Origin of the sequence: Actinoalloteichus fjordicus (assembly GCF_001941625.1) — a bacterium.
GTDB lineage: Bacteria > Actinomycetota > Actinomycetes > Mycobacteriales > Pseudonocardiaceae > Actinoalloteichus_A > Actinoalloteichus_A fjordicus.
This window is the reverse complement of sequence record NZ_CP016076.1, coordinates 3,296,198-3,318,611: the sequence shown is the minus strand read 5'-3', so window position 1 is coordinate 3,318,611 and position 22,414 is coordinate 3,296,198. Positions and strand designations below refer to the sequence as shown.

Annotated in this window: 21 protein-coding genes; 9 read left to right on the top strand and 12 right to left on the bottom strand. The window is 70.5% G+C overall.

Annotated features, from left to right (window positions below; translation table 11 throughout):
- The first annotated feature begins 131 nt into the window (after positions 1-131).
- From UA74_RS14705 to UA74_RS14695, 3 genes are all read left to right on the top strand, one after another.
- Positions 132-812: an AraC family transcriptional regulator gene (locus tag UA74_RS14705; RefSeq protein ID WP_075764553.1), complete on the top strand. Its 681-nt coding sequence runs from the start codon at positions 132-134 to the stop codon at positions 810-812.
- Positions 813-859: 47 nt separating this feature from the next.
- The gene (locus UA74_RS14700) at positions 860-1,786 is read left to right on the top strand and encodes a hypothetical protein (protein ID WP_157442220.1); all 927 of its coding nucleotides are present in this window, start codon (positions 860-862) and stop codon (positions 1,784-1,786) included.
- A gap of 382 nt (positions 1,787-2,168) precedes the next feature.
- Positions 2,169-2,801: a GNAT family N-acetyltransferase gene (locus UA74_RS14695; RefSeq protein ID WP_075764549.1), complete on the top strand. Its 633-nt coding sequence runs from the start codon at positions 2,169-2,171 to the stop codon at positions 2,799-2,801.
- A 52-nt stretch (positions 2,802-2,853) separates the two neighbouring features.
- On the opposite strand, the gene UA74_RS14690 is transcribed toward UA74_RS14695, so the two are convergent.
- The 5 genes from UA74_RS14690 to UA74_RS14665 form a co-directional block, all read right to left on the bottom strand.
- The gene (locus UA74_RS14690) at positions 2,854-3,879 is read right to left on the bottom strand and encodes a serine hydrolase (RefSeq protein ID WP_075764547.1); all 1,026 of its coding nucleotides are present in this window, start codon (positions 3,877-3,879) and stop codon (positions 2,854-2,856) included.
- A 527-nt stretch (positions 3,880-4,406) separates the two neighbouring features.
- Positions 4,407-4,925: a methylated-DNA--[protein]-cysteine S-methyltransferase gene (locus UA74_RS14685; RefSeq protein ID WP_075740807.1), complete on the bottom strand. Its 519-nt coding sequence runs from the start codon at positions 4,923-4,925 to the stop codon at positions 4,407-4,409.
- A gap of 1,072 nt (positions 4,926-5,997) precedes the next feature.
- Positions 5,998-6,843 carry a Rossmann-like domain-containing protein gene (locus UA74_RS14675; protein ID WP_232237765.1) on the bottom strand — a complete coding sequence of 282 codons (846 nt, stop codon included), beginning with the start codon at positions 6,841-6,843 and terminating at the stop codon, positions 5,998-6,000.
- A gap of 59 nt (positions 6,844-6,902) precedes the next feature.
- Positions 6,903-7,928, bottom strand: coding sequence for a pyridoxal-phosphate dependent enzyme (locus UA74_RS14670; RefSeq protein WP_075740805.1), 1,026 nt, complete (start codon positions 7,926-7,928; stop codon positions 6,903-6,905).
- A gap of 204 nt (positions 7,929-8,132) precedes the next feature.
- Positions 8,133-8,903, bottom strand: a complete 771-nt coding sequence (locus tag UA74_RS14665; protein ID WP_157434198.1) for a methyltransferase — start codon at positions 8,901-8,903, stop codon at positions 8,133-8,135.
- Positions 8,904-9,224: 321 nt separating this feature from the next.
- On the opposite strand from UA74_RS14665, the gene UA74_RS14660 reads away from it, so the two are divergent.
- Positions 9,225-9,743 (top strand): isochorismatase family protein, encoded by a 519-nt coding sequence (locus tag UA74_RS14660; RefSeq protein WP_075740804.1) that lies wholly within the window; start codon positions 9,225-9,227, stop codon positions 9,741-9,743.
- Between the two features lie 144 nt (positions 9,744-9,887).
- Here UA74_RS14660 and UA74_RS14655 read toward each other — a convergent pair whose 3' ends face one another.
- Positions 9,888-11,159: a glycoside hydrolase family 10 protein gene (locus tag UA74_RS14655; protein ID WP_075743836.1), complete on the bottom strand. Its 1,272-nt coding sequence runs from the start codon at positions 11,157-11,159 to the stop codon at positions 9,888-9,890.
- A 333-nt stretch (positions 11,160-11,492) separates the two neighbouring features.
- A complete protein-coding gene (locus UA74_RS14650; protein ID WP_404799976.1) occupies positions 11,493-12,032 on the bottom strand; it encodes a MarR family winged helix-turn-helix transcriptional regulator in 540 nt (179 codons plus the stop codon).
- Between the two features lie 106 nt (positions 12,033-12,138).
- Here UA74_RS14650 and wrbA point away from each other — a divergent pair, with 106 nt between their 5' ends.
- The 4 genes from wrbA to UA74_RS14630 all read left to right on the top strand — a co-directional run bounded on the left by wrbA (position 12,139) and on the right by UA74_RS14630 (position 15,929).
- Positions 12,139-12,756, top strand: a complete 618-nt coding sequence (wrbA, locus tag UA74_RS14645; RefSeq protein ID WP_075740803.1) for an NAD(P)H:quinone oxidoreductase — start codon at positions 12,139-12,141, stop codon at positions 12,754-12,756.
- 201 nt (positions 12,757-12,957) lie between these two features.
- Positions 12,958-14,028, top strand: a complete 1,071-nt coding sequence (locus UA74_RS14640) for a ring-cleaving dioxygenase (protein ID WP_083683212.1) — start codon at positions 12,958-12,960, stop codon at positions 14,026-14,028.
- Entirely contained in the window at positions 14,025-14,645 is a 621-nt protein-coding gene (locus UA74_RS14635; protein ID WP_075740802.1) for an alpha/beta hydrolase, read from the top strand. Before UA74_RS14640 ends, UA74_RS14635 begins: the two co-directional genes overlap by 4 nt.
- 198 nt (positions 14,646-14,843) lie before the next feature.
- On the top strand, positions 14,844-15,929 hold the full coding sequence (locus tag UA74_RS14630; protein WP_075743834.1) for a maleylacetate reductase: 1,086 nt from the start codon (positions 14,844-14,846) through the stop codon (positions 15,927-15,929).
- Positions 15,930-17,025: 1,096 nt separating this feature from the next.
- Here the strand turns inward: UA74_RS14630 and UA74_RS14625 are convergent.
- The 5 genes from UA74_RS14625 to UA74_RS14605 form a co-directional block, all read right to left on the bottom strand.
- Entirely contained in the window at positions 17,026-18,090 is a 1,065-nt protein-coding gene (locus UA74_RS14625) for a zinc-dependent alcohol dehydrogenase (protein WP_075740801.1), read from the bottom strand.
- An 88-nt stretch (positions 18,091-18,178) separates the two neighbouring features.
- Positions 18,179-18,439, bottom strand: a complete 261-nt coding sequence (locus UA74_RS14620; RefSeq protein ID WP_075740800.1) for a hypothetical protein — start codon at positions 18,437-18,439, stop codon at positions 18,179-18,181.
- Between the two features lie 84 nt (positions 18,440-18,523).
- Entirely contained in the window at positions 18,524-19,207 is a 684-nt protein-coding gene (locus tag UA74_RS14615) for a CE1759 family FMN reductase (protein WP_075740799.1), read from the bottom strand.
- The gene (locus tag UA74_RS14610) at positions 19,204-20,391 is read right to left on the bottom strand and encodes a CE1758 family FMN-dependent luciferase-like monooxygenase (RefSeq protein ID WP_075740798.1); all 1,188 of its coding nucleotides are present in this window, start codon (positions 20,389-20,391) and stop codon (positions 19,204-19,206) included. The genes UA74_RS14615 and UA74_RS14610 overlap by 4 nt, the downstream gene beginning before the upstream one ends.
- A gap of 594 nt (positions 20,392-20,985) precedes the next feature.
- Positions 20,986-21,255, bottom strand: a complete 270-nt coding sequence (locus UA74_RS14605) for a hypothetical protein (protein ID WP_075740797.1) — start codon at positions 21,253-21,255, stop codon at positions 20,986-20,988.
- Positions 21,256-21,426: 171 nt separating this feature from the next.
- Between UA74_RS14605 and UA74_RS14600 the strand changes: the two genes are divergently transcribed.
- Positions 21,427-22,356, top strand: a complete 930-nt coding sequence (locus UA74_RS14600; protein WP_318533311.1) for a LysR substrate-binding domain-containing protein — start codon at positions 21,427-21,429, stop codon at positions 22,354-22,356.
- The last annotated feature ends 58 nt before the right edge of the window (positions 22,357-22,414 follow it).

The following is a 22,414-nucleotide window of genomic DNA, read 5'->3' as shown; positions in this document are numbered from 1 at the left end:
GCTCCCGCGTCCGATCGTCGGTCCGCGCGCACTCCACCGGAGTCGGCCGAAGCCTGCTGCCACGGGGCTGTCTGCATCGGATCAGTCCGGGCACCGCGATGTGTCGGTGCTCTCGGGCAGGATCGGCGGCCGTGTATCGGGAACGACGACCGTCGGAGCCGCTGCGCGGCCTGGTCCGCTGCCTGTGGCGCGCGCGGGAGTCCACGACCCGGCTGATCATCCCCGACGGATGCCTGGATGTGATCGTGGCCGCCGAGCGGGTCTTCGTCGCGGGCCCGGACACCCGCGCCTGGCAGTCCACGGTGCCGCCGGACACGGTGATCACCGGTCTGCGGTTCCAGCCAGGTCAGGCCGCGCGGGCGTTGGGCGTGCCTGCCGACGCACTGCGGGACTCCCGCGTCGAGCTGAGCGAGTTGTGGGGCCCGACGGGGGCACGCCTCGCCGACCGACTGCGGGCCGATCCGGCTGCCCTGGCCGAGGTGATCGCGGGCCGTCCGCTGGCCAGGCCCGATCCGGAGCTGACCGAAGTGCTCGCCAGGATCGACGCGGGCGCGACGCGGGTGTCCGCCGTGATCGCCGACGTGGCGCTGAGCGAGCGACAGCTCCGTCGCCGGTTCCGCGCCGCCGTCGGCTACGGTCCCGCCACCTACCTGCGGATCAGCAGGCTGCGTCGCGCGATCGCGGCGGCCGAGCACGGGACGCCGCTGGCCGAGGTCGCGAGCAGGGCCGGTTATGCCGACCAGTCGCACCTGTCCCGCGACACCCGGGAGCTCACCGGCCGCACCCCGGCGGTGTTCCTGCGTCGGAGATGACCGTTCTGTTCACGACGCCGCCGGTGTCCGGGCGGCAGAATCCCGGAATGCCCACTCAGATCACCGAGTTCCGCGCCCCGACGCGCCGCGCCCTCGACTTCCTCGACGGCCACGCCCGCCTGCTGGAACGTCGTCTCGCCCAGGCCTGGTTCGCCGCGCCCGATCCACAGCACGCCCATGCCGTGCTGCACGCGTTGGAAGGCCACCGCAACGCCGACGGCGGGCTGGGCCACGGGTTGGAGGCCGACGTCCTGGCACCGGACTCACAGCCGTTGGCCGTCGACTTCGCCTTGGAGGTCGTGGAACAGGTGCTGCAGTCCCCGTCGGGACAGCACGACTCGGTCCGCGACCACGCCCATGCCTTCGCCGCCGGTCTGCCCGCGTATCTGGCGGCCCGAGCGCAGGACGACGGCGGCCTGCCGATCGTGCTGCCCACGATCGCCGCGTATCCGCGCGCCGAGCACTGGGGTGACGGCGAGTTCCCCGCCGGCCTCAATCCCACGGCGAGCATCGTGTCCCGACTGCGTGCCCTGGAGATCACGTCGGACTGGACGACGGCGGCCGAACAGTTCTGTGCCCGCCACATCGAGACGCTGCGCACGGCCGAGTCCCTCGACGCCCACACCGCCCTGACCGTGTTCTGTTTCCTCGATCACGCGGCCGAGCAGGATCGGGCCCGCGAGGTGGCCGCCGAGATCGCCGCGCGGGCTGCCACGTGGACGTCGTTCCACCTCTACCCCGGATCGGGCTACGGGCTGGGACCGCTGGACTTCGCTCCCGGCCCGGACCACCCGCGTCGGGGACTGTTCCCGGCGGATGCCGTCGAAGCACACCTCGATGCGATCCAGCAGACCCAGCAGCCCGACGGGGGCTGGCCGCTGTCCTGGCAGCCGCCCGGCCCGGCTTCGGAACTGGCCTGGCGGGGCGTGCTGGCCCTGCGCAACGCGCGACTGCTGCACGCCTTCGGGCGGTGAGGCGGCCGTACTGCCGGACCTCGCCGCCCCCAGCACGTCATCGGGTCTGTCGGGTTCGGCCCGCCGCCACGAGGCGTCTCGCGCCACTCTCCGGTTCTGGTGCGCGTCGCGGCGGCTCGAACCACCCGCCGCGACGCGGCTCGCCGGACTCCGGGCCCTCGTCCGCCACGTCACTCCTTGTACGCCGGTGCGTCGGACCGGCGGTGCGGCGAGGTCGAACACCGCAGGCACGGCCTCCGACGACCGTCGCGCGCTCGACGACGGCACGATCATGATCGTAGAGTCGATGCGACGACGTCGAAGGCCGATTCCCCTCGAGGCTGCCACGCAGGCAGGTCGGGGCTCGGCGCGTCGACCGCCGTGAGAGGAGCCCGCCGTCACCATGCCTCAGCCGGTGATCCGCCCCTACCGACCAGCCGATCGCGACGCCGTCTACGACGTCTGTCGCCGCACCGTGTTTCCGCGCGCGGACGCCGCCGAGGTCCATCCCGACCTGATGGCCGACATCTTCGCCGGTCCCTACCTGCATTTACAACCGGAGTTGGCGTTCGTCCTCGACGACGGCGAGCGGGCGGTCGGCTATGTGATCGGGGCGGCCGACACGGTGTCCTTCGCCGCGGAGTTCGCCGAGGTGTGGCTGCCGATGGTCGCCGACCGGCATCCGCCGCCCGGCGACCTCCCGCACACGCCCGACGAGGAGATGCGGACGCTGCTGCACGCCCCGGGACGGATGGTTCACCCCGTGCTCGCCGATCATCCGGCGCACCTGCACATCGACCTGCTGCCGCAGGTGCAGCGCTCCGGGTACGGCCGGGCCCTGATGTGGACGCTGCTCGCCGCGTTGAACGCGCGGGGGGTGCCACGGGTGCACCTGGGCATGGTCCCGGAGAACGTGGCGGCCCGTGCGTTCTACGACCGGTTGGGCTTCGAGGAGATCACCGTGCCCGGTGCGGCGCGCGGCACCTATCTGGGCCGCTCGACCGAGGTTCCCGCCGGGCAGGCGGAGCGTCGCTGAGTCCGCTCCCCCGGCCTCGGACACCTCGGGTGCTCTGCTGCGGTCGGGTGGCTCAGCCGCCGTTGCGCGGCCGGTAGTCCGGGATCTCCCGATTCTCGAGCGGGCTGGTCAACGGGGTGACCGAGTCCAGGAACACCCGGCCCATCACCGAACGAGCCTGCACCGCCGGGTGGGTGGCACCGAAGTTGCCCTCGTCACGCACCCCGCGCGCGAACAGCGCGAAGGTCAACACCGGGGCGCCGTCGAGGTCGAAGATCACTCCGGCCTCGTTGCGACCGTCGTTGAACCAGCCTGCCTTCGTCGCCACCCGCAGTCGCTCGTCGGACGACATCTCGCGGCGGATGCCGTCGGTGAACGCCACCGGGGCGCGCAGGCAGTTCAGCAGGAACTCGGTGGATTCGGCCGACAGCAGTGTGCCTGCGACCAAGGCGTTCAGCATGTCGTGGGTCTCACGCGGAGTCGTTCTGCCCAGGAAGAAGCGATTCGGATTGGCGACCGGCGAGACCTGCGTCTGCGGGTAGCCCTTGGCGACGAGGATCTCGTTCAGCTCGGCCGCCGGACACACCAGTCCGCTCAGGCGGACCGCCGTGTTGTCCGAGACCGTCAGCAGCAACGCGAGGACATGCCCCACGGTCACCTGGCTCGGGTAGGCCCGGTCGAGGTAGAAGACGCCGTCACCGTCGTTGGCGATGATCTCCGCCGAGACCTCCACCTGCTGATCCAAGGTGATCAGGCCTCGGTCGATCTTGTCCAGCACCGCCACGGCCACGGCGATCTTGTTGACGCTGTAGGCCTCCACGACCTCGTCGATCGACTCCTGCACGGAGGGCACCGCCGTCCCCGCCGCGTCGACGACCGAGACCAGCGAACTCCAGGTCCCGCCCGCCGCGGCGGTCTCGGCGCGATAGACCTCCGCGATCACGTCGCACGCCGCCGAGGCCGTCGTCACATCTGCCTGCCGAGGCCTGGCCTGCTGTGCGACGGCCGTCCCCGACGTCGCCAGGGCCGCCCCCGCGACCGCCATCGTGCCCAGTCCCAATCCCAGCACAGCACGCCGGTTCACCTTCGCTGCCACCATGGCTCCTCTCATCGTGAATGATGACCACAGCACGCCGATGCGCAGGACTTTTCGACCGACAGGTCATCACACGGACCACACGGGCGGGGCCGCACCACGCCGCCGCGTCCGGGCCGCCACCGGGGCGGGTGCCCAGACGGCCGCCGCCGAGCGGCGGTCTGGGCAGCCGACGGCACCCGGGTCGACGGGATCGTGCATCGCATCCCGACTCCGGCTCGGATCGTCGTGCGCCGCGCGGGATCAGCCTCGTCTCGTCGACGCGGCGGCGGCGCGGGATCGGCTCGCCGCACACACCGGCCACCGGTACGGGCAGGCACGGCGGCGGAGTCCGTCCGGGGCGGGTCGAACGCAGGCTGGGCACCGCGTCGCAACGGAACGCCCTGCCACGGGCCGGCTCGCACGGCACGACCAGGACCGCCCCCGTCGCCCGCGCACCTCAGCCCGACCGCCGACCCGGCGTCGCCGCGATCATCGGGACCGCCGATTGACGAAACCTGCCGAGCGGCCGGCCCCGGCCTGCACCGCCGTCAGTTCACCGAGGGCACCGCCCGATGCACCCGTTCCAGCTCCAGCAGACGCTCCTTACGATGCAGCCCGCCTCCGTACCCCGTCAGTGCGCCGCCCGCACCGATCACCCGATGGCACGGCACGATGATCGAGATCGGATTGCGGCCGTTGGCCGCGCCCACCGCCCGCGATGCCGTGGGCCTGCCCAGGCGCTCGGCGATCCACCCGTAGGTCACCGTCTCCCCATAGGGAATCTCCCGCAACGCCGACCAGACCTGCTGTTGAAACGGCGTGCCCTGCGCGGCCGTCGGCAGGTCGAACTCGGTGCGCCGCCCCTCGAAGTACTCGGTCAGCTGCGCGACGCACTCGGTGAAGCTCGTGGCGTCCGCCGGACCGAAGGTCTCCAGCGCGGGCCGGTGACGATGCTCGACCATGTACACGCCGCACAACAGGCCGTCCGCCGCCACCAATGTCATCGGTCCCAACGGGCTCTCCATCACCGTATGCGTCCGCCGCACGGCGACACCGACCTTCCCCATCGTCTGCCTCTCTCGTCACTCACGTGATCATCAGTCCGTCACCACCGTCGCACCCGGAGAGACCTGCTCCGCACCCGGCACGGCCTTGATCGGGTGCTCCCCGACCCACCGCAGCACTCACACCGCCTGCCGCAGGCACCAGCCCGAGCAGGCCGGCGGGCAGCCCGCACTCCTGCGCCGCGATCCGCACGACGGCTCCCGAGGCCGCGAGCCCATCGGGAGCGACCGGACGACCGACGCGCCGTCGACGCTGCTCGTGGCCGGTCGCGGTGCGAGACGGAGCGGACCAGGCGTGCACTGCCCTCGCACACCCGCTCGACGTCCACCCGCACCCGGCCAGCATGCCCGGACCACGCCCGCCCCAGCCGGCGGGAATCCGACATCACAGCTGCGGACTCGACCGGCCGACGGCGGCGGGTTCCGTACCTGTACTCGCTCACCCGCGACGGCCGTTAAGGATAACGTCCGTCATAACGACTCGGGACCGCCAGGAGCCCCAGCGTCCGGGACGGCCCGGATCGGGACATGATCCTCCACGGACCGAGTTTTCGACGCGAACGTCAGGCCTGTCAGCCTCGCCAGGCGGCGGGCAGGCGGGCAGGCGGGCAGGCGGGCCGATGCTCGACGGCGTCGGGATGCCGGCAGCCGCCCGGCCCGACTCCGGCGCGGCGGCACGCTCCCAGCCGCCCGGAGGCCTGCTCCTCCGCCTGGCGAGCAGAGTGCCGTGCCAGCGGAATATCCCCGCCTCCCGGCTGGTTGAAGGGAGTGGTCGGTGCGGTTGTGTCCCCCGGGCTCAATACCACGCCGTCGCGGAATACCGGTCCGGCCGGAGCCGCGTTCGGAAACTCGCCGTGAGGCGACCCTCCGCATCGGCCCCACTCCGTGCCGAGCCCGCCCCGACCGGCTCGGCACGGCCTCATGCCTCCGCTCGTCCCCAAGGCAGCAGCCGTCGACAGCGCACCCGCCAGCCGGTGTTCGAGCCGCCGATTCGAGCTCGATGACTCACGTAGATCGCCCCGGCACCACGCTGACGGCGATGATTCGTGCCGGGAAGGCCGTAGCCGGACGCTACTCACGCCCGATAGCGGTACACCGTCGTGGTCTCCGCACTGAACTGCGAGAACGGGAACGGCTCCGCCGACAAGGCCGTGACCCCGGCGCCGAGGAACTCCCGGACCACCGCGCTGCCGGTCTGTGCGTACACGACCAGCGGCAGTCCGCGCTCCCGGCAGGTCGACAGCAGCGGGTCGAAGGTGCCGTTGCTCAACGTCATCCCCGTGGCCACCACCGCGTCCGCCTCGGCGAGCACGGTCGCCATCGACTCGGCGACCGGATCGCCCCATGCGGTGGCCCGCAGGTTGAAATCGCAGGGCAGCGGCACCCCGCCCCGCTCCCGGATCGCGGCGACCAGCGGGTTCACCACGCCGATCAGGGCCACCCGTGCCCCCGGCTCGATGTCGAGCAGTCCTGCCACGGCCGCGTCTCGCGCCGCCGCCCGCTGCTCCGGCGTCCCGGCGGGCAGTGTGGTGGCCTGGGCGGCGGCCGCCGTCCGATGCGGCCGCACCTCGCCCAGGTAGGCGTCCAACGCCGCCACCCGGACCGCAGGCCGCTCGTCGGCGATCAACTCCGCCAGCACCCGGCCCGCCACGCCCTCGCAGAAGTCGGCGGCCACCTCTCCCGTCTCGAAGGAGCTGGCCCCGAAGGCGCCGCCGACCCGCAGCAGCACGTAGTGATTGAGATACGTCGCCGCCGAGCCTGCCAGCCGCGTCGTGTGCCGAAGCCAGAACGCGCTGGTGGCCGTCAACTCCGACGGTGGCGGGCCCAGCTCACCTGCCAGCACCGACTCGGCCAGCTCCGCCAGCGTCGTCGCTCCCGCCGCCATGGTTCCGCTCTCTGCCGACCGCCTGTTCGACGCCACCGCCGTACCTTCCTCATGTCCGCCCCGGGAACGTCCGCCCCGGGAAGGGGTCCGGCCCGTCACCGGACACCCCGCCCGGCCCCGGCGGGCTGCGGGGCAGGCCTGCCCGCCCAGTTCATCGCCGACCAGGGCCGGGCCAGCTCCCGCACGGACTCGACCTCCAGGGGCTCCAGCTTGTCCACCTCGTGCGCCTCGGCATGTCTGCTGAACGCCGTCTCCACATAGCGGTGGCCGGTGTCCGCCGCAATGAAGACCTGTCTACGAACACCGTCGAGCCGGTGCTCCCATCGCGCGGCCAGGTAGGCCGCTCCCGCCGAGAGCCCGGCGAACACCGCGTTGGACCGCAACAGGCCGACGGCCCCCGACATCGCATAGTCGAAGGACAGCCAGTGAATGCGGTCGTACAGCTCGTGTCGCACATTCTGGAACTCGATCGAACTGCCGATTCCGGCGATGAGGATCTCCGCGTCGGCGAGATGCTCGCTGCCGAAGGTCACGCTGCCGAAAGGCTGCACCCCCACCAGCTGCACGTCGCGCCCCGAGGCCCGCAGCCACGAGGCGATCGCCCCGGTCGACGCCCCGGTGCCCACCGCGCCGACGATGCTCAACGGCCCGTCGGGCAGCTCCTCGCCGATTTGACGCGCTACCTCGGCATATCCCGAATAGTGAATGGAGTCGTGATACTGCCGCATCCAGTGATACGACGGATTCTCCCGTAACAGCTCAGCGATGCGGCGAACCCGGAGATTCTGATCCAGCCGCAGGCTGGTGGACGGCCGGACCAGTTCCACCGTGGCTCCCAGGATCTCCAGTTGGACCTGCAACACCCGGTCCACCGTCGTCGACCCGACGATGTGACACCGCATCCCGTGGCGATGACACGCCAAGGCCAGCGCATAAGCGTAGATGCCGCTGGACGAGTCGATCAGCGTGTCGCCGGGTCGCACCCGGCCCGAGTCCAGCAGCGCACGCACCGCGCCCAATGCCGAGTACATCTTCATCGTCTCGAATCGGACGCAGACCAGGTCCGAGTCCACCGAGATCATCGCGGGCCGTTTGACGGCATCCGTGACATGGTCATACATCCGCGCCCCCGCACAATCGACCTGATCGCCATCACCTTCGGCCACGATCCCGCGCCGCCGACCTCGTCCACGCCCAACCGGCGCGCCGCCGAGAACGGTCCCCGGCTCGGCAGGCATCTCGCCCGGTCCGCCTCGCGACGACGCGGGCGCGGAAGCGGACAGGATGCCCGGCGAGGAACCGGGCCGTCGCCGTCCCCGGCTCGGCTACGGCCGGACTCCGCTCAAGCGGAACAGGTAGGTCAGCACCGCGTCGCCCCAGGTCTGCACGTGCACCGTCTCCACAAGAAGTCCGCGCCGCAACGCATAGTCGATCGCGCCCCGCAGGTCGGCGGTGTTGGACAGGAGCAGAAACGCCGAGCCGCCGACGGCCAGCAGATCACGGTCGACGAGCTGGTCCACGAACCGATCCACGATGGTCCGACCCACGCACACGTTGCGCACCACGTCGGGCACCTCGCTGGTGCGCAGACTCACCGCGGGAGGATTGAAGGTCACGACGTCGAACCGCGTGCCCGGCGCGACCGCGTCGAACAGATCCGAGGTGAGAGCCTCGAACTCCGAGGCGGACTCGGGGGCCGCCAGCCGGGCGTAGTGCTCGGCGGCCACGCGCACGCTGTCGGCGTGTACGTCGAGGACGACGACCTCGCGAGCGCCCCGCATCCCCGCGATCACCGCCTCGACGCCGAGGCCTGCGCCCATCGCGGCATACGAGCGGTCTGCCAGGGCGATGGTGCCGTCGAGCAGCCGGTCGTGCAGCACCCTGCTCGTCCCGCCCGGCAGGAACACGCCCGGCGGGACGTCGAAGGCCCAGCCGTTGTACTCGTGGCGTCGCCAGGTGTGCACATCGCTCTTCGCCTTGTTGACCTCGAGGATCTCGGCCCGCGACAGCGTGGCGGGCAGTCGGGCGAGCCACTCGTGATCACCCGGCGACACCTCGGGCGACGTGGTGCTGCCGGACTGCGGCTTCCCGTGCATCGACACTCCTCATTCGCGATTCACCACGCGCACCGTCGCTTCGAGTGACGTACGAGCCGGTCATCGAGGCCGGCCACGACGATGAGGGATCACGCTCCGCGCGCCCTCGACCACTGAACGACACATAGCTCGATCATGGCACTATTGAGAATAATTTTCAATAGATTGCCGAGGTCTTCGTGTCCGCACTGCCGGGACCGACAGGCGACCAGGGTGTGCGCGTCTCGACCGGCTGCATCGTCCGCTGCGGCGGCCCGATCGTCGACGGCCCGCGGACCCCGCGTGGCGTGTCCTGTCCGAGCCGCCGGATACCGTGCAGCAATGTCTGCCGTGCTGCTGCTCATCGATGTTCAACGCAACATGCTCGAAGCGCCCGAGCCGGTGCCGGAGGCGGCGCTCGTCGCCCCGGTCATCGAGAATCTGCTCGTCCGAGGTCGCGCCGAGGGCGCCAGGGTCATCCACGTCCGCAACAACGGGACCGACGACGACCCGGACCTGCCCGGCACCCCGGGCTGGGAGCTCGTGCACTCGCCCCGGCCGGGCGAGGAGGTCGTCGACAAGCGGCAGGCCGACGCCTTCGAGGGCACCGGGCTGGCCGAACTCCTTCCCGAGCCGACCACCCTGATCGTCGCGGGCATGCAGAGCGACTACTGCGTCCGAGCGACCTCGCTGGCCGCCGTGCACCGAGGACATCACGTGGTGCTCGTCAAGGGCGCGCACGCGACCTACGACGACCCGGACGAGAAGATCCCGGCGCGAGCGGTCTCCACCGAGATCGAGCAGGAGTTGGCAGCGGCAGGCGTCCGGATCGTCGCCCCTGCCGACGTCGTCTACTCCTGAGCGCATCGAACGCCCCGCCACCGGCGGCGCCGATCGGACGCCGAGGGCCCGTCGTCAGTGCAGGGCGTCGGCCTTCTCGACAGCCGGCCCTGCCGACCGGCCCCTCGGCAGTGAGTTCACGCTCCCGATCATTCGCGCTCGGCGCTAGGCGGGCGGGTCGGCGGCCTCGCCGTAGTGGTCCTGGACCACTCGTGCGATGGCCGCTGCGGCATTCGTGCGCAGGGAGGACACGCTGAAGTAGACGTCGCCGCCGACCTCGGGGTGTGCCTGATTGAGTGTCAGGTGCTCGCTGAGCTCGGCGGTGTTCCATGCCGAGTTGCTGCCGACCTTGTAGGCAGCCTGTCCGATGTAGAGCTGCACGCCGGTGCCCGCGACCGCGTCGGCCCACCATGGGACGAGGACGGCGTAGTCGGCGGCGGAGTGGCCGATCTCCCAGTAGACCTGCGGAGTGACGTAGTCGACCCAGCCCTCCTCGATCCACCGACGGGTGTCGGCGAAGATCGCGCTGTAGGACTCCAGCCCGTTGGTGTCGGAACCGCTCGCGTCGCTGGACCTGTTGCGCCAGATCCCGAACGGGCTGACGCCGAAGTCGACATCGGGTTTGACGGCCTCGACCCGCTCGCCCATCTCCCGCACCAGCAGGTTGATGTTGTCGCGCCGCCAGTCGGCGATCGAGGTGAAGTCGCCGCCGAACTCGGCGAAGGTGTCCTGGTCGGGAATCGTCTGCCCGCTCACCGGGTACGGATAGAAGTAGTCGTCGAAGTGCACGCCGTCGATGTCATAGTTCTCGACCGCGTCCATCATCGCCGTCTGGACGAACGCGCGGACCTCGGGATTCCCCGGGTCGTAGTAGAGCTGGGTGCCGTACCGAAAGATCCAGTCCGGGTTCACCCGCGCCGGATGATCCGGGGCCAGCCTGCCCGGATCGCTCTGGGTGCTGACCCGATAGGGATTGAACCAGGCATGGAACTCCAGACCCCGCGCGTGGGCCTCCTCGACGAGGAACGCGAGCGGATCGTAGCCGGGGTCCACGCCCTGCGTGCCGGTCAGCCACTGCGACCACGGTTCGTGTGGGGAGGGCCAGAAGGCGTCGGCCGTGGGACGGATCTGGACGAAGACGGCGTTGAGGCGCAGGTCCACCAGCTCGTCAAGGAGGTCGACGTACTCCTGTTGCTGTGCCGCCGGGCTGAGGCCCGCGCCGCTCGGCCAGTCGATGTTGGACACACTGGACACCCAGGCGCCCCGCAGCTGCTCCGCCTGCCGAGGTTCACCGTCTGCCGACGGCCCGGTGCTGCCGTCGACCCTCGCGGTTCCCGCCGAGGCCGAGGACACCGTGAGCGCGGAGCAGAGCAGGCCGACCGCAGTCGCCAGCGCCACCGCCGACCTGGCACGGAATCGGGATCTGGACACGTGCACCGGGCCTCCCGAGGTCACGTCCGGTTGGCCTCCCCTGCCGGCGAGCGCCACTGACAGTGGGAAATTCTCCTCATCGGAGGGAATCAGGCAAGATCCTCACCGGATTCGGCACGATAATCGCCCGTTCGGCGCAGCGCACACCGCCGGCAGGCACTCCGAAACGGGCGGCCGAACAGCGGAGATCAGGTCACCTCCCGTCCGGGCCACGACACCTGGTGCCGACGAGGACGGACCGGTGGCCCGGGAGGGACACGGGTCCGAACGAGGCGAGGGGCATGCCCGGCAAGGCCCGCCGAACAGACTGTGCGACGGCAGACCGAACCCGGTTCGACGTCAGCTGCGACCCGATCCGGCGGCCGGAGCAGGCCCCTCCACGCCGTCGCCGTTGGCCGACCGCAGTGTGCGCATCGCCTGGGCCAACGACTCCGAGGCCGCAGGGCCCAGCGGCTCCAGCACCCGCTGTCGCAGGATCTGCGCGCACGCGGCCCGCGCACGCTCGGCCACGTCACGGCCGTGTTCGGTGAGCACGGCATAGGTGATCCGCCGATCGGTCGAGCAGGGCTCCCGCCGGATCAGGTCGGCGGCGACGAGGCGGTCGGCGACCTTGGTGAAGCCACCGCTGGTGAGCGCCGCCTCCCTGGCGAGCCGAGTCATCGGGAGCCGGGTCCGCGGTGAGCGGATGAGGCGGATGAGGATGTCGAAGGAGGCGGGGGCCAGACCGAATCGGGCGGTGATCTCTCCCATCAGTCTGTCCTGGGTCGCGTGATAGCCCTCGATGACCAGGCCCCACCAGGTCACCAGCTCATCGTCCCCCGGCTGCGGCGCCGGCACGGCGCCCGGGCTCACCGAGTCTTCCTCGTCTCCTGTGTGCACGACCACAGTCTAACGCGGAAAACTCTTCCCAGGAGATATCTTCCATGGAAGATGTTATCCAGGTAGCATCTTCCGCAGATCACATCACCCCGGGAGAACGACACCTATGAGCACCCCCGTCAAGCTGACCGTCATCTACTACTCCTCGACCGGCACCATCGCCGAGATCGCGAAGACCCTCATCGCCGAGGCCGAGAAGGCAGGCGCCGAGGTCCGGCTGCGCAGGGTCGCCGAACTCGCCCCCGACAGCGCCATCGACTCCAACCCGGCCTGGCGGGCCAACATCGAGGCCACCGCCGACATCGCCGTGGCGACCCCCGACGACATCCTGTGGGCCGACGCCGTGATCTTCGGCTCCCCCACGCGGTACGGGAACATCGCCGCCCAGCTCAAGCAGTTCATCGACTCCCTCGGCGGCCAGTGGCAGCAGGGCCTGCTCGCCGACAAGATCTACAGCGGCTTCACCTCCAGCGCCACCGCCCACGGCGGTCAGGAGTCGACGCTGCTCGCGCTGTACCACACCGTCCACCACTTCGGCGGCATCATCGTGAGCCCCGGCTACACCGACGGTTCCAAGTTCGTGGACGGCAACCCCTACGGCACCAGCCACGTCGACGCCCAGGGCGCCAACCCGGTGGACGACACCACTCGCACCGCCGCCGCCGTCCAGGCCCGCCGCGTGGTCAAGGTCGCCGCAGCACTCAAGGCAGGCAACGCGGGCTGACCGCCCATCGCAGCACCGGCACACCCGCCGTCGACGGCGGCGCGGCAGGCTGTTCCGGCCGCGTCGCCGCCCCACCGGGGGTCACCGCCCACCGGGGGTCACGACCCCACCGGCACCCTCCCCGCCTTGCCCCACCTCGCCCCGCGGGGAAAACCGTCACACCCCTCAGGCTCGACCATCGACGCCCAGGAGAGCATCACCATGGCGATACAGACGAGCGGCCTGCACCACGTCACCGCGATCGGCGGCGACCCGCAGCGCAACGTCGACTTCTACCTGCGGGCGCTCGGACTGCGCATCGTCAAGACGACGGTGAACTTCGACGACACCGGCACCTATCACCTCTACTACGGCGACGAGTCCGGCCGCCCCGGCTCGCTGATGACCTTCTTCCCCTGGAAGGGCGCTCCCCGAGGCAGACACGGCACCGGGCAGGCGACGGCCACGGCGTTCTCGATCCCCGAGGCATCGATCGGCTGGTGGCGCACCCACCTCACCGACCACGGTGTGCAGGTCGACGGACTCGAGCACCGCGACGAGGAGACCGTCCTGACCTTCCGCGACCCCGACGGACTCGCGCTGGCCCTCGTCGCGCACACCCAGCCCGACCCCCGCTCACCCTGGGACGACGGCCTGATCCCGGTCGAACACGCCGTCCGAGGCCTGCACTCGGTCACGCTCTCGGTGACCGACGAGACCGCGACCTCGGCGATGCTCGTCAACGACCTCGGTCTCCGGCTCACCAGCCAACACGGCGATCGACTGCGGTTCGCCGCAGGCGACGGCGGACCAGGTGCCCTGGTGGACGTCCTCGTCACGCCCACCGCGCAGCGCGGACTGGTCGCGGCAGGCACCGTGCATCACGTCGCCTGGCGCGTCCCCGACGCCGCCACCCAGGTCGACTGGCGGGCGGAGCTGCTCGACCGTGGAGTGTCCGTCACCTCGATCATGGACCGCCAGTACTTCCGCTCGATCTACTTCCGGGAGCCGGGCGGCACCCTGCTGGAGGTCGCCACCGACGAGCCCGGCTTCACCGCCGACGAACCGCTGCTCGAACTGGGCCGCGCCCTGCGGCTCCCGCCTTGGCTGGAGCCTGACCGCGAGCAGATCCAGGCGATGCTGCCCCGGTTGAACCTGCCCGCCGAGAACAACCCGCAGCGGCTCGCCTCGACCGTGTCGGCGGCCGAGGCGTCGGAGCGCCTCGCGCCCGAGACGACCACGACCGCCGCAGCGCTCGGCGCGCACACCGCCGCAGATTCGGCGACGACGTGAGGGGCGCGGACAGCACACTCCGCCACCGGTTCCATCCCGGTGCCGAGGACGCGCCGGTGCTGCTACTCCTGCACGGCACCGGCGGCGGGCCGGACGACCTCGTCGGCCTGGCACGGGAGCTGAGCCCGACCGCACCGCTGATCGCGCCCGCCGGTCCGGTCACCGAGCGCGGCGCGGCCCGCTGGTTCCGCAGGCTCGCCGAAGGCGTCTTCGACACCGCCGACGTCATCGCCCGCGCCCACCAGCTCGCCGACTTCGTCGACGACGCCCGGCGCCGCTACCGGCTCGCCGATCGCAGGCTGATCGCACTCGGCTTCTCCAACGGCGCCAACATCGCCGCCGCCGTGGCACTGCTCCGGCCCGCCAGCCTGCGCGAGGCGGTGCTGTTCTCGGCGATGATGCCGCTGTCGGAGGCCCCGGAGGAATCGCTGAGCGGCAGCAGACTGCTGCTGTCCAACGGCGAGCAGGACCCGATGGCACCATTGCCCGCCGCCGATCGGCTGGTCACGGCGTTGGCGGAGAACTCGGCTCAGGTGTCGACCCATCGACATCCCGGCGGCCATCAGATCACCGTCACCGGCCTCCAGGCGGCGCGCGACTGGCTGACCGACGACTGAGCCGAGCGCAGGCGGACCGCAGGCCGGCCGTCGGATGCCCGCCTGCGGCAGGCCGGGCCCCGTGATGGCGCGCCTCGCCGAACTCGGCTGGGCACGGACCTGATCCTCGGTCCGCTTCGTCGACGGTCCGGCCGGGTCGTCGACGAATTCACTGCTCCCCGGAGAATGCCGGGCAGGTCGCTCGATCGGAGGACAGAGATGCGAACCTTCGTGCACACGTCGACCCCGAGTCGGGTGATCTTCGGCGCAGGTGTCGTCGGTCGACTCGGCGAGGAGGCAGCGCGGCTCGGCGCCCGCCGGGTCCTGTTGGTCAGCGGACCGTCCCGCCGGTCGACGGACCGGCTTCGCGATGCCCTCGGTCCGCTGCTCGTCGCCGAGTTCGCGGGCGCGACGATGCACGCCCCGGTCGAGATCACCGAACAGGCGCTGGCGGTCGTGCGGGAACACGACGTCGACTGCCTGGTGGCGATCGGCGGCGGCACCGCCACCGGACTGGCCAAGGCGGTGGCGGCCCGCACGGGCCTGCCCCAGGTGATCGTGCCCACCACGTACGCAGGCTCCGAGGTGACCTCGGTGCTCGGGGAGACGGCGGACGGGCGGAAGACGACCCGATCCTCCCCCGACCTCCTCCCCGAGACCGTCCTCTACGACGTCGACCTGACGCTGGGGCTGCCCGTCGATCTCTCGATCACCAGTGCCGTCAACGCGCTGGCGCATGCGGTGGAGGCGTTGTACTCGCCACAGGCCAATGTCCTGATCGATGCCGTCGCGCACGCCGCGATCGGCCTGATCGTTCCGGCCCTGCCCGTCGTCGCCGAGGAGCCCGCCGACGGCGCGGCGCGGGCGGATCTGTTGGAAGGGGCGTGGCTGGCGGGCACCTGTCTGGCGGCTGCGGGCATGGGCCTGCACCACAAGCTCTGCCACGTCCTCGGCGGCTCTTTCGGCCTGTCCCATGCGCCGACCCACACCGTCGTCCTCCCGCACGCGACGGCCTTCAACGCACCGGCCGTCCCCGAGGTGATGGCCGGGATCGCCGCAGCCATGGGTGTGCCGGATGCACCGAGCGGTCTGGCGGATCTGATCGGCTCGCTCGGCGGCCCGACCTCGCTGCGTGAGCTGGGGATGGCCGAAGTCGACCTGCGCGAGGCCGCCCGACTGGCGGTCGCCACCCCGTATCCCAACCCGCGACCCGTCGATGCCGAACTGCTCGATGCTCTCCTGCGGGACGCCTGGCACGGCAGACGTCCCGGCGCGGGCGGCACGGCGCGCCTGCCTCGTCGTTGAGGCGGGTCGACCGGGCGGATCAGGCAGCGGTCCCGTCTTCTCACGGTCGGGCCAGCACCGGGCTCGCGCCGAATCGACCACACCGCCGCCCGGGCCCGCGCGGCGTGCACCGGCCGGTCCGGCCTGCTCGCCGATCTTGCGGTCGAGCTGGCTGCGGCTTCGACGGTCCACTTCGAGGAGCACAGGTCAGCCCGCCGCCGACGGCGACTTCGCGAAGCGGCCTCGGTCTTGTCGATGCGCGTTTTGTCGTCTTCTTGAGCTCTGGAGAATTAACTTTAATTGAAACTGAAGCAATGGTGACAGTCGTCGCAATAGAAGTCGGTCAGTGCCGCACCAGAGATCAGCCAGAACGCGGCGGGAGGCCTCGAGCGAATTCGCCGACCAGCGCCCTGCCTCACGTCACCGCCGCTCACCACGGCTGCGTTTCGCGTCGAATCTCGACGACACGGCGTCACACCGGCAGACACATCGCCCGTTCAGTGGCCCGAGCGGGTGAAAGGAGGGACTCCGAGTTGCCGACCCACCGGAAACCCCCAATGCTCCCCAGCGTAGTTGATTGACTACGCAAAGTACGAAACGGAGGTCGAGGTGCAGAGACAGGCCCAGCCGAAACGCCATGAGCCGTCCGCATCGGTGGAGGTCGGAGAGTTCACTGCGGGCTTGTTCGACATCGGCGCGGACGAGAGATCGGCTTCGGCGGCCTGAGAAACCGGGCCCGCTCTCGTGCCTCGCGATCGGACGACCTCCCCGGCGCCCACCCGAGAATGGCGTCCGCATCGCGGAACGGTATGACCACCGTTCTCCCGCACGAACAGCGTGGCCGCATGTCGACGGTCGGGTCGACTCGGCGGCGATGATCGGACCCCCCACCGGTCATCGCCGCCTCTCCCGCCCGCCGAATGAGCACCTCCGAAGACGTCGAGCGAGCGCACCACGGCCGCCACCTGCCAGAACAGCCCCTGCCCCCGGGACCGAACGAACCCGAGCCGAGCCGCCGATGCCCCGAGCGGCGAGCCGCTCACCGTCGCGTGAGCGACAAGCCGCTCACCGTCGCGTGAGCGACAAGCCGCTCACCGTCGCGTGAGCGACAAGCCGCTCACCGTCGCGGGTCGACCAACACCTTCGCGTGGCGGCTCTGCCCGGAGGCGAGTTCCTCCAGCAGCCGGGACAGATCGTCCAGCCCGACGGTCCCGGTGTGCAGTTCCTCGGTCCGCACCGAACCACCGGCGATGGACCGCATGGCGCCCACGAAGTCCTCGTGGTTGTACGCCAGCGACCCCAGCACCGTCAGCTCACGGGACTGCCAGTCGCCGTAGCTAACGTCGGAGGACGTCACCGGATATCCCAACAGCGCCAGCAGCCCGCCGCGCCGCACAAGTTCCGCCGAGGACTGGAGGAGGTCGGCCACTCCGCTGCACTCGTAGACGACGTCCGCGCCGAGCCCGTCGGTGATCTGGCGGAGCCGGGCGACGAACCCCTCCCCTGGTTCATGGACCTCGGTGAAGCCCAGCGCCTGCGCCGTCGCCCGGCGACCGGGGGACGGCTCGACGACGAGCACCACCCCGGCACCCGCGTGTCGCGCATGCTGCGCGGTCAGCAGGCCGATCGGGCCCGCCCCCTGCACCACCACGATCGCCCCGAAGGGCTGCCGAGCCCGCTTGACCGCGTGATAGGTGACGGCGGTGGGCTCCACGAGGGCGGCCTGCTCCTCGTCGAGCCCGTCGATCACCCGGACGACCCGTCGGGCGCTCACCGCGAGATCCGTCGCGAAGCCGCCGTGCCGAGGGGCGTCGGGAGTGACCCCGTTCGCCTCGGCGAAGGCCGTGTCGCAGTGCTCGGGGTGGCCTGCGCGGCACTGCGCGCAGTGACCACACGCCGGGCCGACGCCCGCGACGACCCGATCCCCCACCGCCAGGCCGGTGACCTCGTCCCCGACCGCGGTGATGGTGCCCGCCCACTCATGTCCGAACACCGAGGGCGGGATGAGCCCGCCGGAGGTGAAGGCATGGGTGTCGGTGGCGCACACGCCGCAGTAGGTGATGGACACGACGACTCCGTCGGCCGCCGGTTCCGGCGGCCCCGCAGCGGTCCGGAGTTCCAGGACGCCGGGCGCTGTGACGACGGCGTAGCGGGCGGGAGCCGAGGTCGACCTGGCACTCATACCCGCAGTTTATGGCGATCTGACGCATCGGCAGGATGAACGAGCGGCGATGGTCACGGCCACGTGCGGAGCGCGATCCCCGCTGCCGTCACACCACGCGTTCGCTGATCGTCCCGTCGGCGACCTCGGTGCGGCGCACGACCCGCACCGCATCCGGCATCCAGCGATCGTGGGTGACCAGCAGCGTGCCGGTGTCGGAGTCCAGCACCGACTCGGAGGAGGGGTGATCGGAACATCGACACACCACCGGGTCCCGCCGAGCGAGGAGCTCCAGGTCCGGCGGGCTGCCCGGCACCGATCGCCACCACAGTCGCGCGCGCATCACGCCGGGCTCGGCTGTCGGGTTCATGATGTCGAGCCGGCGGTCGGCACCGACGGCATATCGACCCGGCTGGGGATTCGCGACCGGAGGGCACGGCGAGGAGGCCTGCGGTCATCGTTCACCTCGGGCTAGTCGCATCAGATCCGTGTCGAGATCGATGTCGCCCGCAGTGCGCTGGGCCCTCGTGGCGTTCCCGCCGAACGTGTGCTGGTAGCCGTGCCAACCGGCGCCTGCGATGTGCCGTCCGACACCGCTCACGACGAGGGCGACCAGTTCACGCGCGGCGCGGTCGATGCGCGCGGTGGTCTCCCCCGAGCTCCAGTCTTCGGGGGCGGCGAACAGGGAGGTGGGTGCAGGGATCGCGCGCAGGAACGCGAACAGTGGTCGGAGGTGGTCGTCGGCGACCATCGCGTGCCGGGGCGATCCGGCGGTCGCCGCCAGAAGTACCGGTCTGGCGATGAGGAGGTCGTTGTCCACGAGGTCGAAGAACGACTTGAACAGCCCGCTGATCCCTGCCTTGTAGACGGGTGTGGAGACGATGAGCGCGTCGGCGTCGGCGAGTTGCTCGATCGCGGTCTGGACTGTGTCGCCTGGTAGCCCGCTGACCAGGCTTTGTGCGACCTCAGCCGCGATCGGGGCGATCTCGATCGTCCGGGTGGTCACGTTCCGACCGGACTCGCGAAGCCGGGTGACCACGGCGTGGGCGGCTCGGTCGGCGAGCATCCGGGTCGTGGACGGCTCGCTGGTCCCGGCGCTGACCGTCACGAGATGGACGGGCGTCTCTCCCAAGCTCATGAGGGCCTCGGCAGGTCGGCGGGCTTGGCCGGGTCGCTGTCGAGATACGGCAACGCGCCGGAGGTGTTGTCGCCGGTGTTCGGGCGAGGCCGGGCCTGCCGAGGCTGTCCGTCTCCGTACGCCGCGTGTACGAGGGAGGCGTGGGTGGGCGCGTCCGGGACGCCGGCCGCACGCCGTGCGTCCATCTCCTTGCGGAGTACCGGAACGACCTCGGTGGCGAGCAGTTCCACCTGCTCCAGTGCGACGTCCACGGGCACGGACCCCAGATCCATCGCCCACAGCTGCCGCTGGTAGTCACCGAAACCCTCCTGGAAGGTGAGGGTCTTGTCGATCACTTCCTGGGGAGATCCGACCGAGAGCGGGGTGTTCTGGGCGAACTGCTCCAGGCTGGAGCCTCGGAACATGGGGTAGCTCTCGAAGTACGGCCGGAAGCGATCGTAAGCGTCCTGGGACCGTCGGGCGATGAACGCCTGCCCGCCCAACCCCACGATCGCGTCCTCGGCGCGGCCGTGCCCGTAGTGCTCGAACCGCTGCCGGTAGAAGTCCACCAACGGCTTGAAGTGGAAGTGGGGCGCGAGAATGTGGTTGGCGAAGTACCCGTTGCCGTAGAACGCCGCCTGTTCCGCGATCTCAGGCGTGCGAATCGCCCCGTGCCAGACGAACGGCGCCACCCCGTCTAGTGGTCGTGGTGTCGACGTGAACCCTTGCAGAGCGGTGCGGTAGTCACCTTCCCAGTCCACCACGTCCTCCCGCCACAGCCGGTGCAGGAGGTTGTAGTTCTCCAGAGCGAGGGGGACTCCCTGCCGGATGTCCTGCCCGAACCAGGGGTACACCGGCACCGTGTTCCCCCGTCCCAGCATCACGTCCATGCGCCCGCCTGCGAGGTGCTGGACGAAGGCGTAGTCCTCGGCGATCTTGACCGGATCGTTGGTCGTGATCAGGGTGATCGAGGTCGACAGCACGATCTGTGCGGTCTCGGCGGCCAGGTAGGCGAGCATCGCGGGCGGACTGGACGCCACGAACGGCGGGTTGTGGTGTTCACCGAACGCGAACACGTCCAACCCAAGATCATCGGCTGCCTTCGCGACCCGGATCGTGTCCTGGATACGCTGCGCCTCCGACCGCGGCAGGCCGGTGACCGGGTCCGGGGCGATGTCCCCTACACCGAAGATGCCGAACTGCATGACTTGCTCCCTTTCGTACGAGTAGGACACACCGCGCCGGTGCAGGTTCGGACGCGGCCTGCAACGTCGTGGGTGACGGCGGGCCCGTCCTGTCAGCCGATCGCGGCCTTCAGTGCATCGGCGTTCTCGGTCGGCGAGATCGACGGATCGGTGCGCGGTAGGGGTGACTGCCGATATTGGCGAACGGGAAAGGCTGGCGGTCGATGAGCACTAGGACGCTCTCCTCAGGAGTCAGCAGTGCTTCGAGTCCGGCCTTTGCGGTGCGCGTCACGATGTTTCCTTCGGCGTGATGAGTCGAACATTCGATGGTGTGAGTCAGAACTGCTCGGGTGAAGCCGGCGGGCAGCCGAACCGGCCGAGCCCGACCTTCGCGATAGCGAATACGACGCGGGTCGGGCCGCCCTGAGTGGAGGCCATGCTCAGGTCGCGCAGGCTGGCCGCAGCGCAGCCGGCGGCGAGGCTGCGCTGCCGGACCAGGCCGCGGGCTGCCTCGTCACCGGACCACGGGTGGCTCGGCCGTGCAGGGACATCGGCTATCCGACCGACGAGAGAGGCGAGGGTCGACGTCGAACGCCTTCGCCGTCGACCCGCCCGTCACCGCCTCGGCGTACTGGGCGTGGGAGGAGGACCCGGTCGGAGGCCGGGCACCGCCATCGAGGTCGAGGCGTCGAGCACCGTCGTGCCCGCACGCCCGAAGACGGAGGACCGAGCCGCCGCTGCGGCGCTTCCCGGGACCGCGAGCAGCAGCGCTTCCGAGGAGTCGACGCCGCCACGTCCCAGCCGCGTCACCTGGTGTCCGGCAGGTTCGCACGGGTCGGCAGGCCCGCCGCCCATGTCGCCTCGTCCGACCACGGTGACGTTCATGCTTCTCTCCTTACCAGGCTGATATACCGGCCGGTCACCCGAACCGAGACCAGAGCCGACCAGACTCGACGGGGCGGGTGGGAACGTCTTCCGTGGCGTGAGAACGACACTACGGCGGCCATCCGGCGGACGTCCAAGACTTGTCCGGACGCTGAGCGATAGGATTCGTCTATCGATATCAGCCCCCGCGTCCTCCGCTACTTCATCGCCGTAGCCGAGGAACTCCACTTCGGCCGCGCAGCCATGCGTCTCTACATCTCCCAGCCGTCCCTGAGCCATCAGATCCGCAAGCTCGAGGAGACCCTCGAAACCCCGCTGTTCGTGCGCTCGAGCCGTCGGGTGCAGCTCACCGCCGCGGGCCGGACGCTGGCTCGCGAGGCGCCGATCGCGCTGGCTGCGCTGGAGCAGGCCGTGCGGGTCACCCGGCTGGCCGGGTCAGGGATCGCGACGACGATTCGGCTGGGCTATACGCCGATCACCAGCTTCGACACGCTCACGGTGCTGCTGGCTGCTCTCCAGGAGGACCACCCCGACTTCACCGTCGAGGCCCGAGAGTTCTTCAGCTCCGAGATCCCCGAACGGCTCTGTGCAGGCGACCTGGACATCGGTCTCGCCCTCTCACCCCAGCCCATCGACGGGGTCGATGGCGAGCTTCTCCGCGAAGAGCCCGTCTCCGCACTCCTCAGCACCCGCCACCGCCTCGCTACCGCACCGAGGATCCCTGTGACGGTCCTCCGCGACGAGACGCTGCTGCTGTTCCCACGCAGGCTCGCCCCGACGTACTACGACGGCATCGTCGCCGCGTGCCACGAAGCGGGCTTCTCACCGGAGATTCGCGCATTCGAGGAACCGCCGGTGAACGCCATGCTCGCCCGGCTCTCCAGCGGACACGAGGTCGGCCTGGCCCCTGCATCGTTTGCCGAGCACGCCGCGAAGGCAGGCACGAGCATCATCCTTCGCGACGTCGTCGATCCGCCGATCGCGGCAGAGCTCTCGGTGCTGTGGCCCGCGAACGAGCCGTCGCCCGCCATCGCGAGCGTCCTGGCCACCGCCCGACGATGCGCACAGCGCAACGGATGGTTACGCAGCCCCATCACGTAGTGCATGAAGCTGCGGCCCTCGAGCCTCGATCAGCGAATCGCTCCGACGCCGGGCCGCA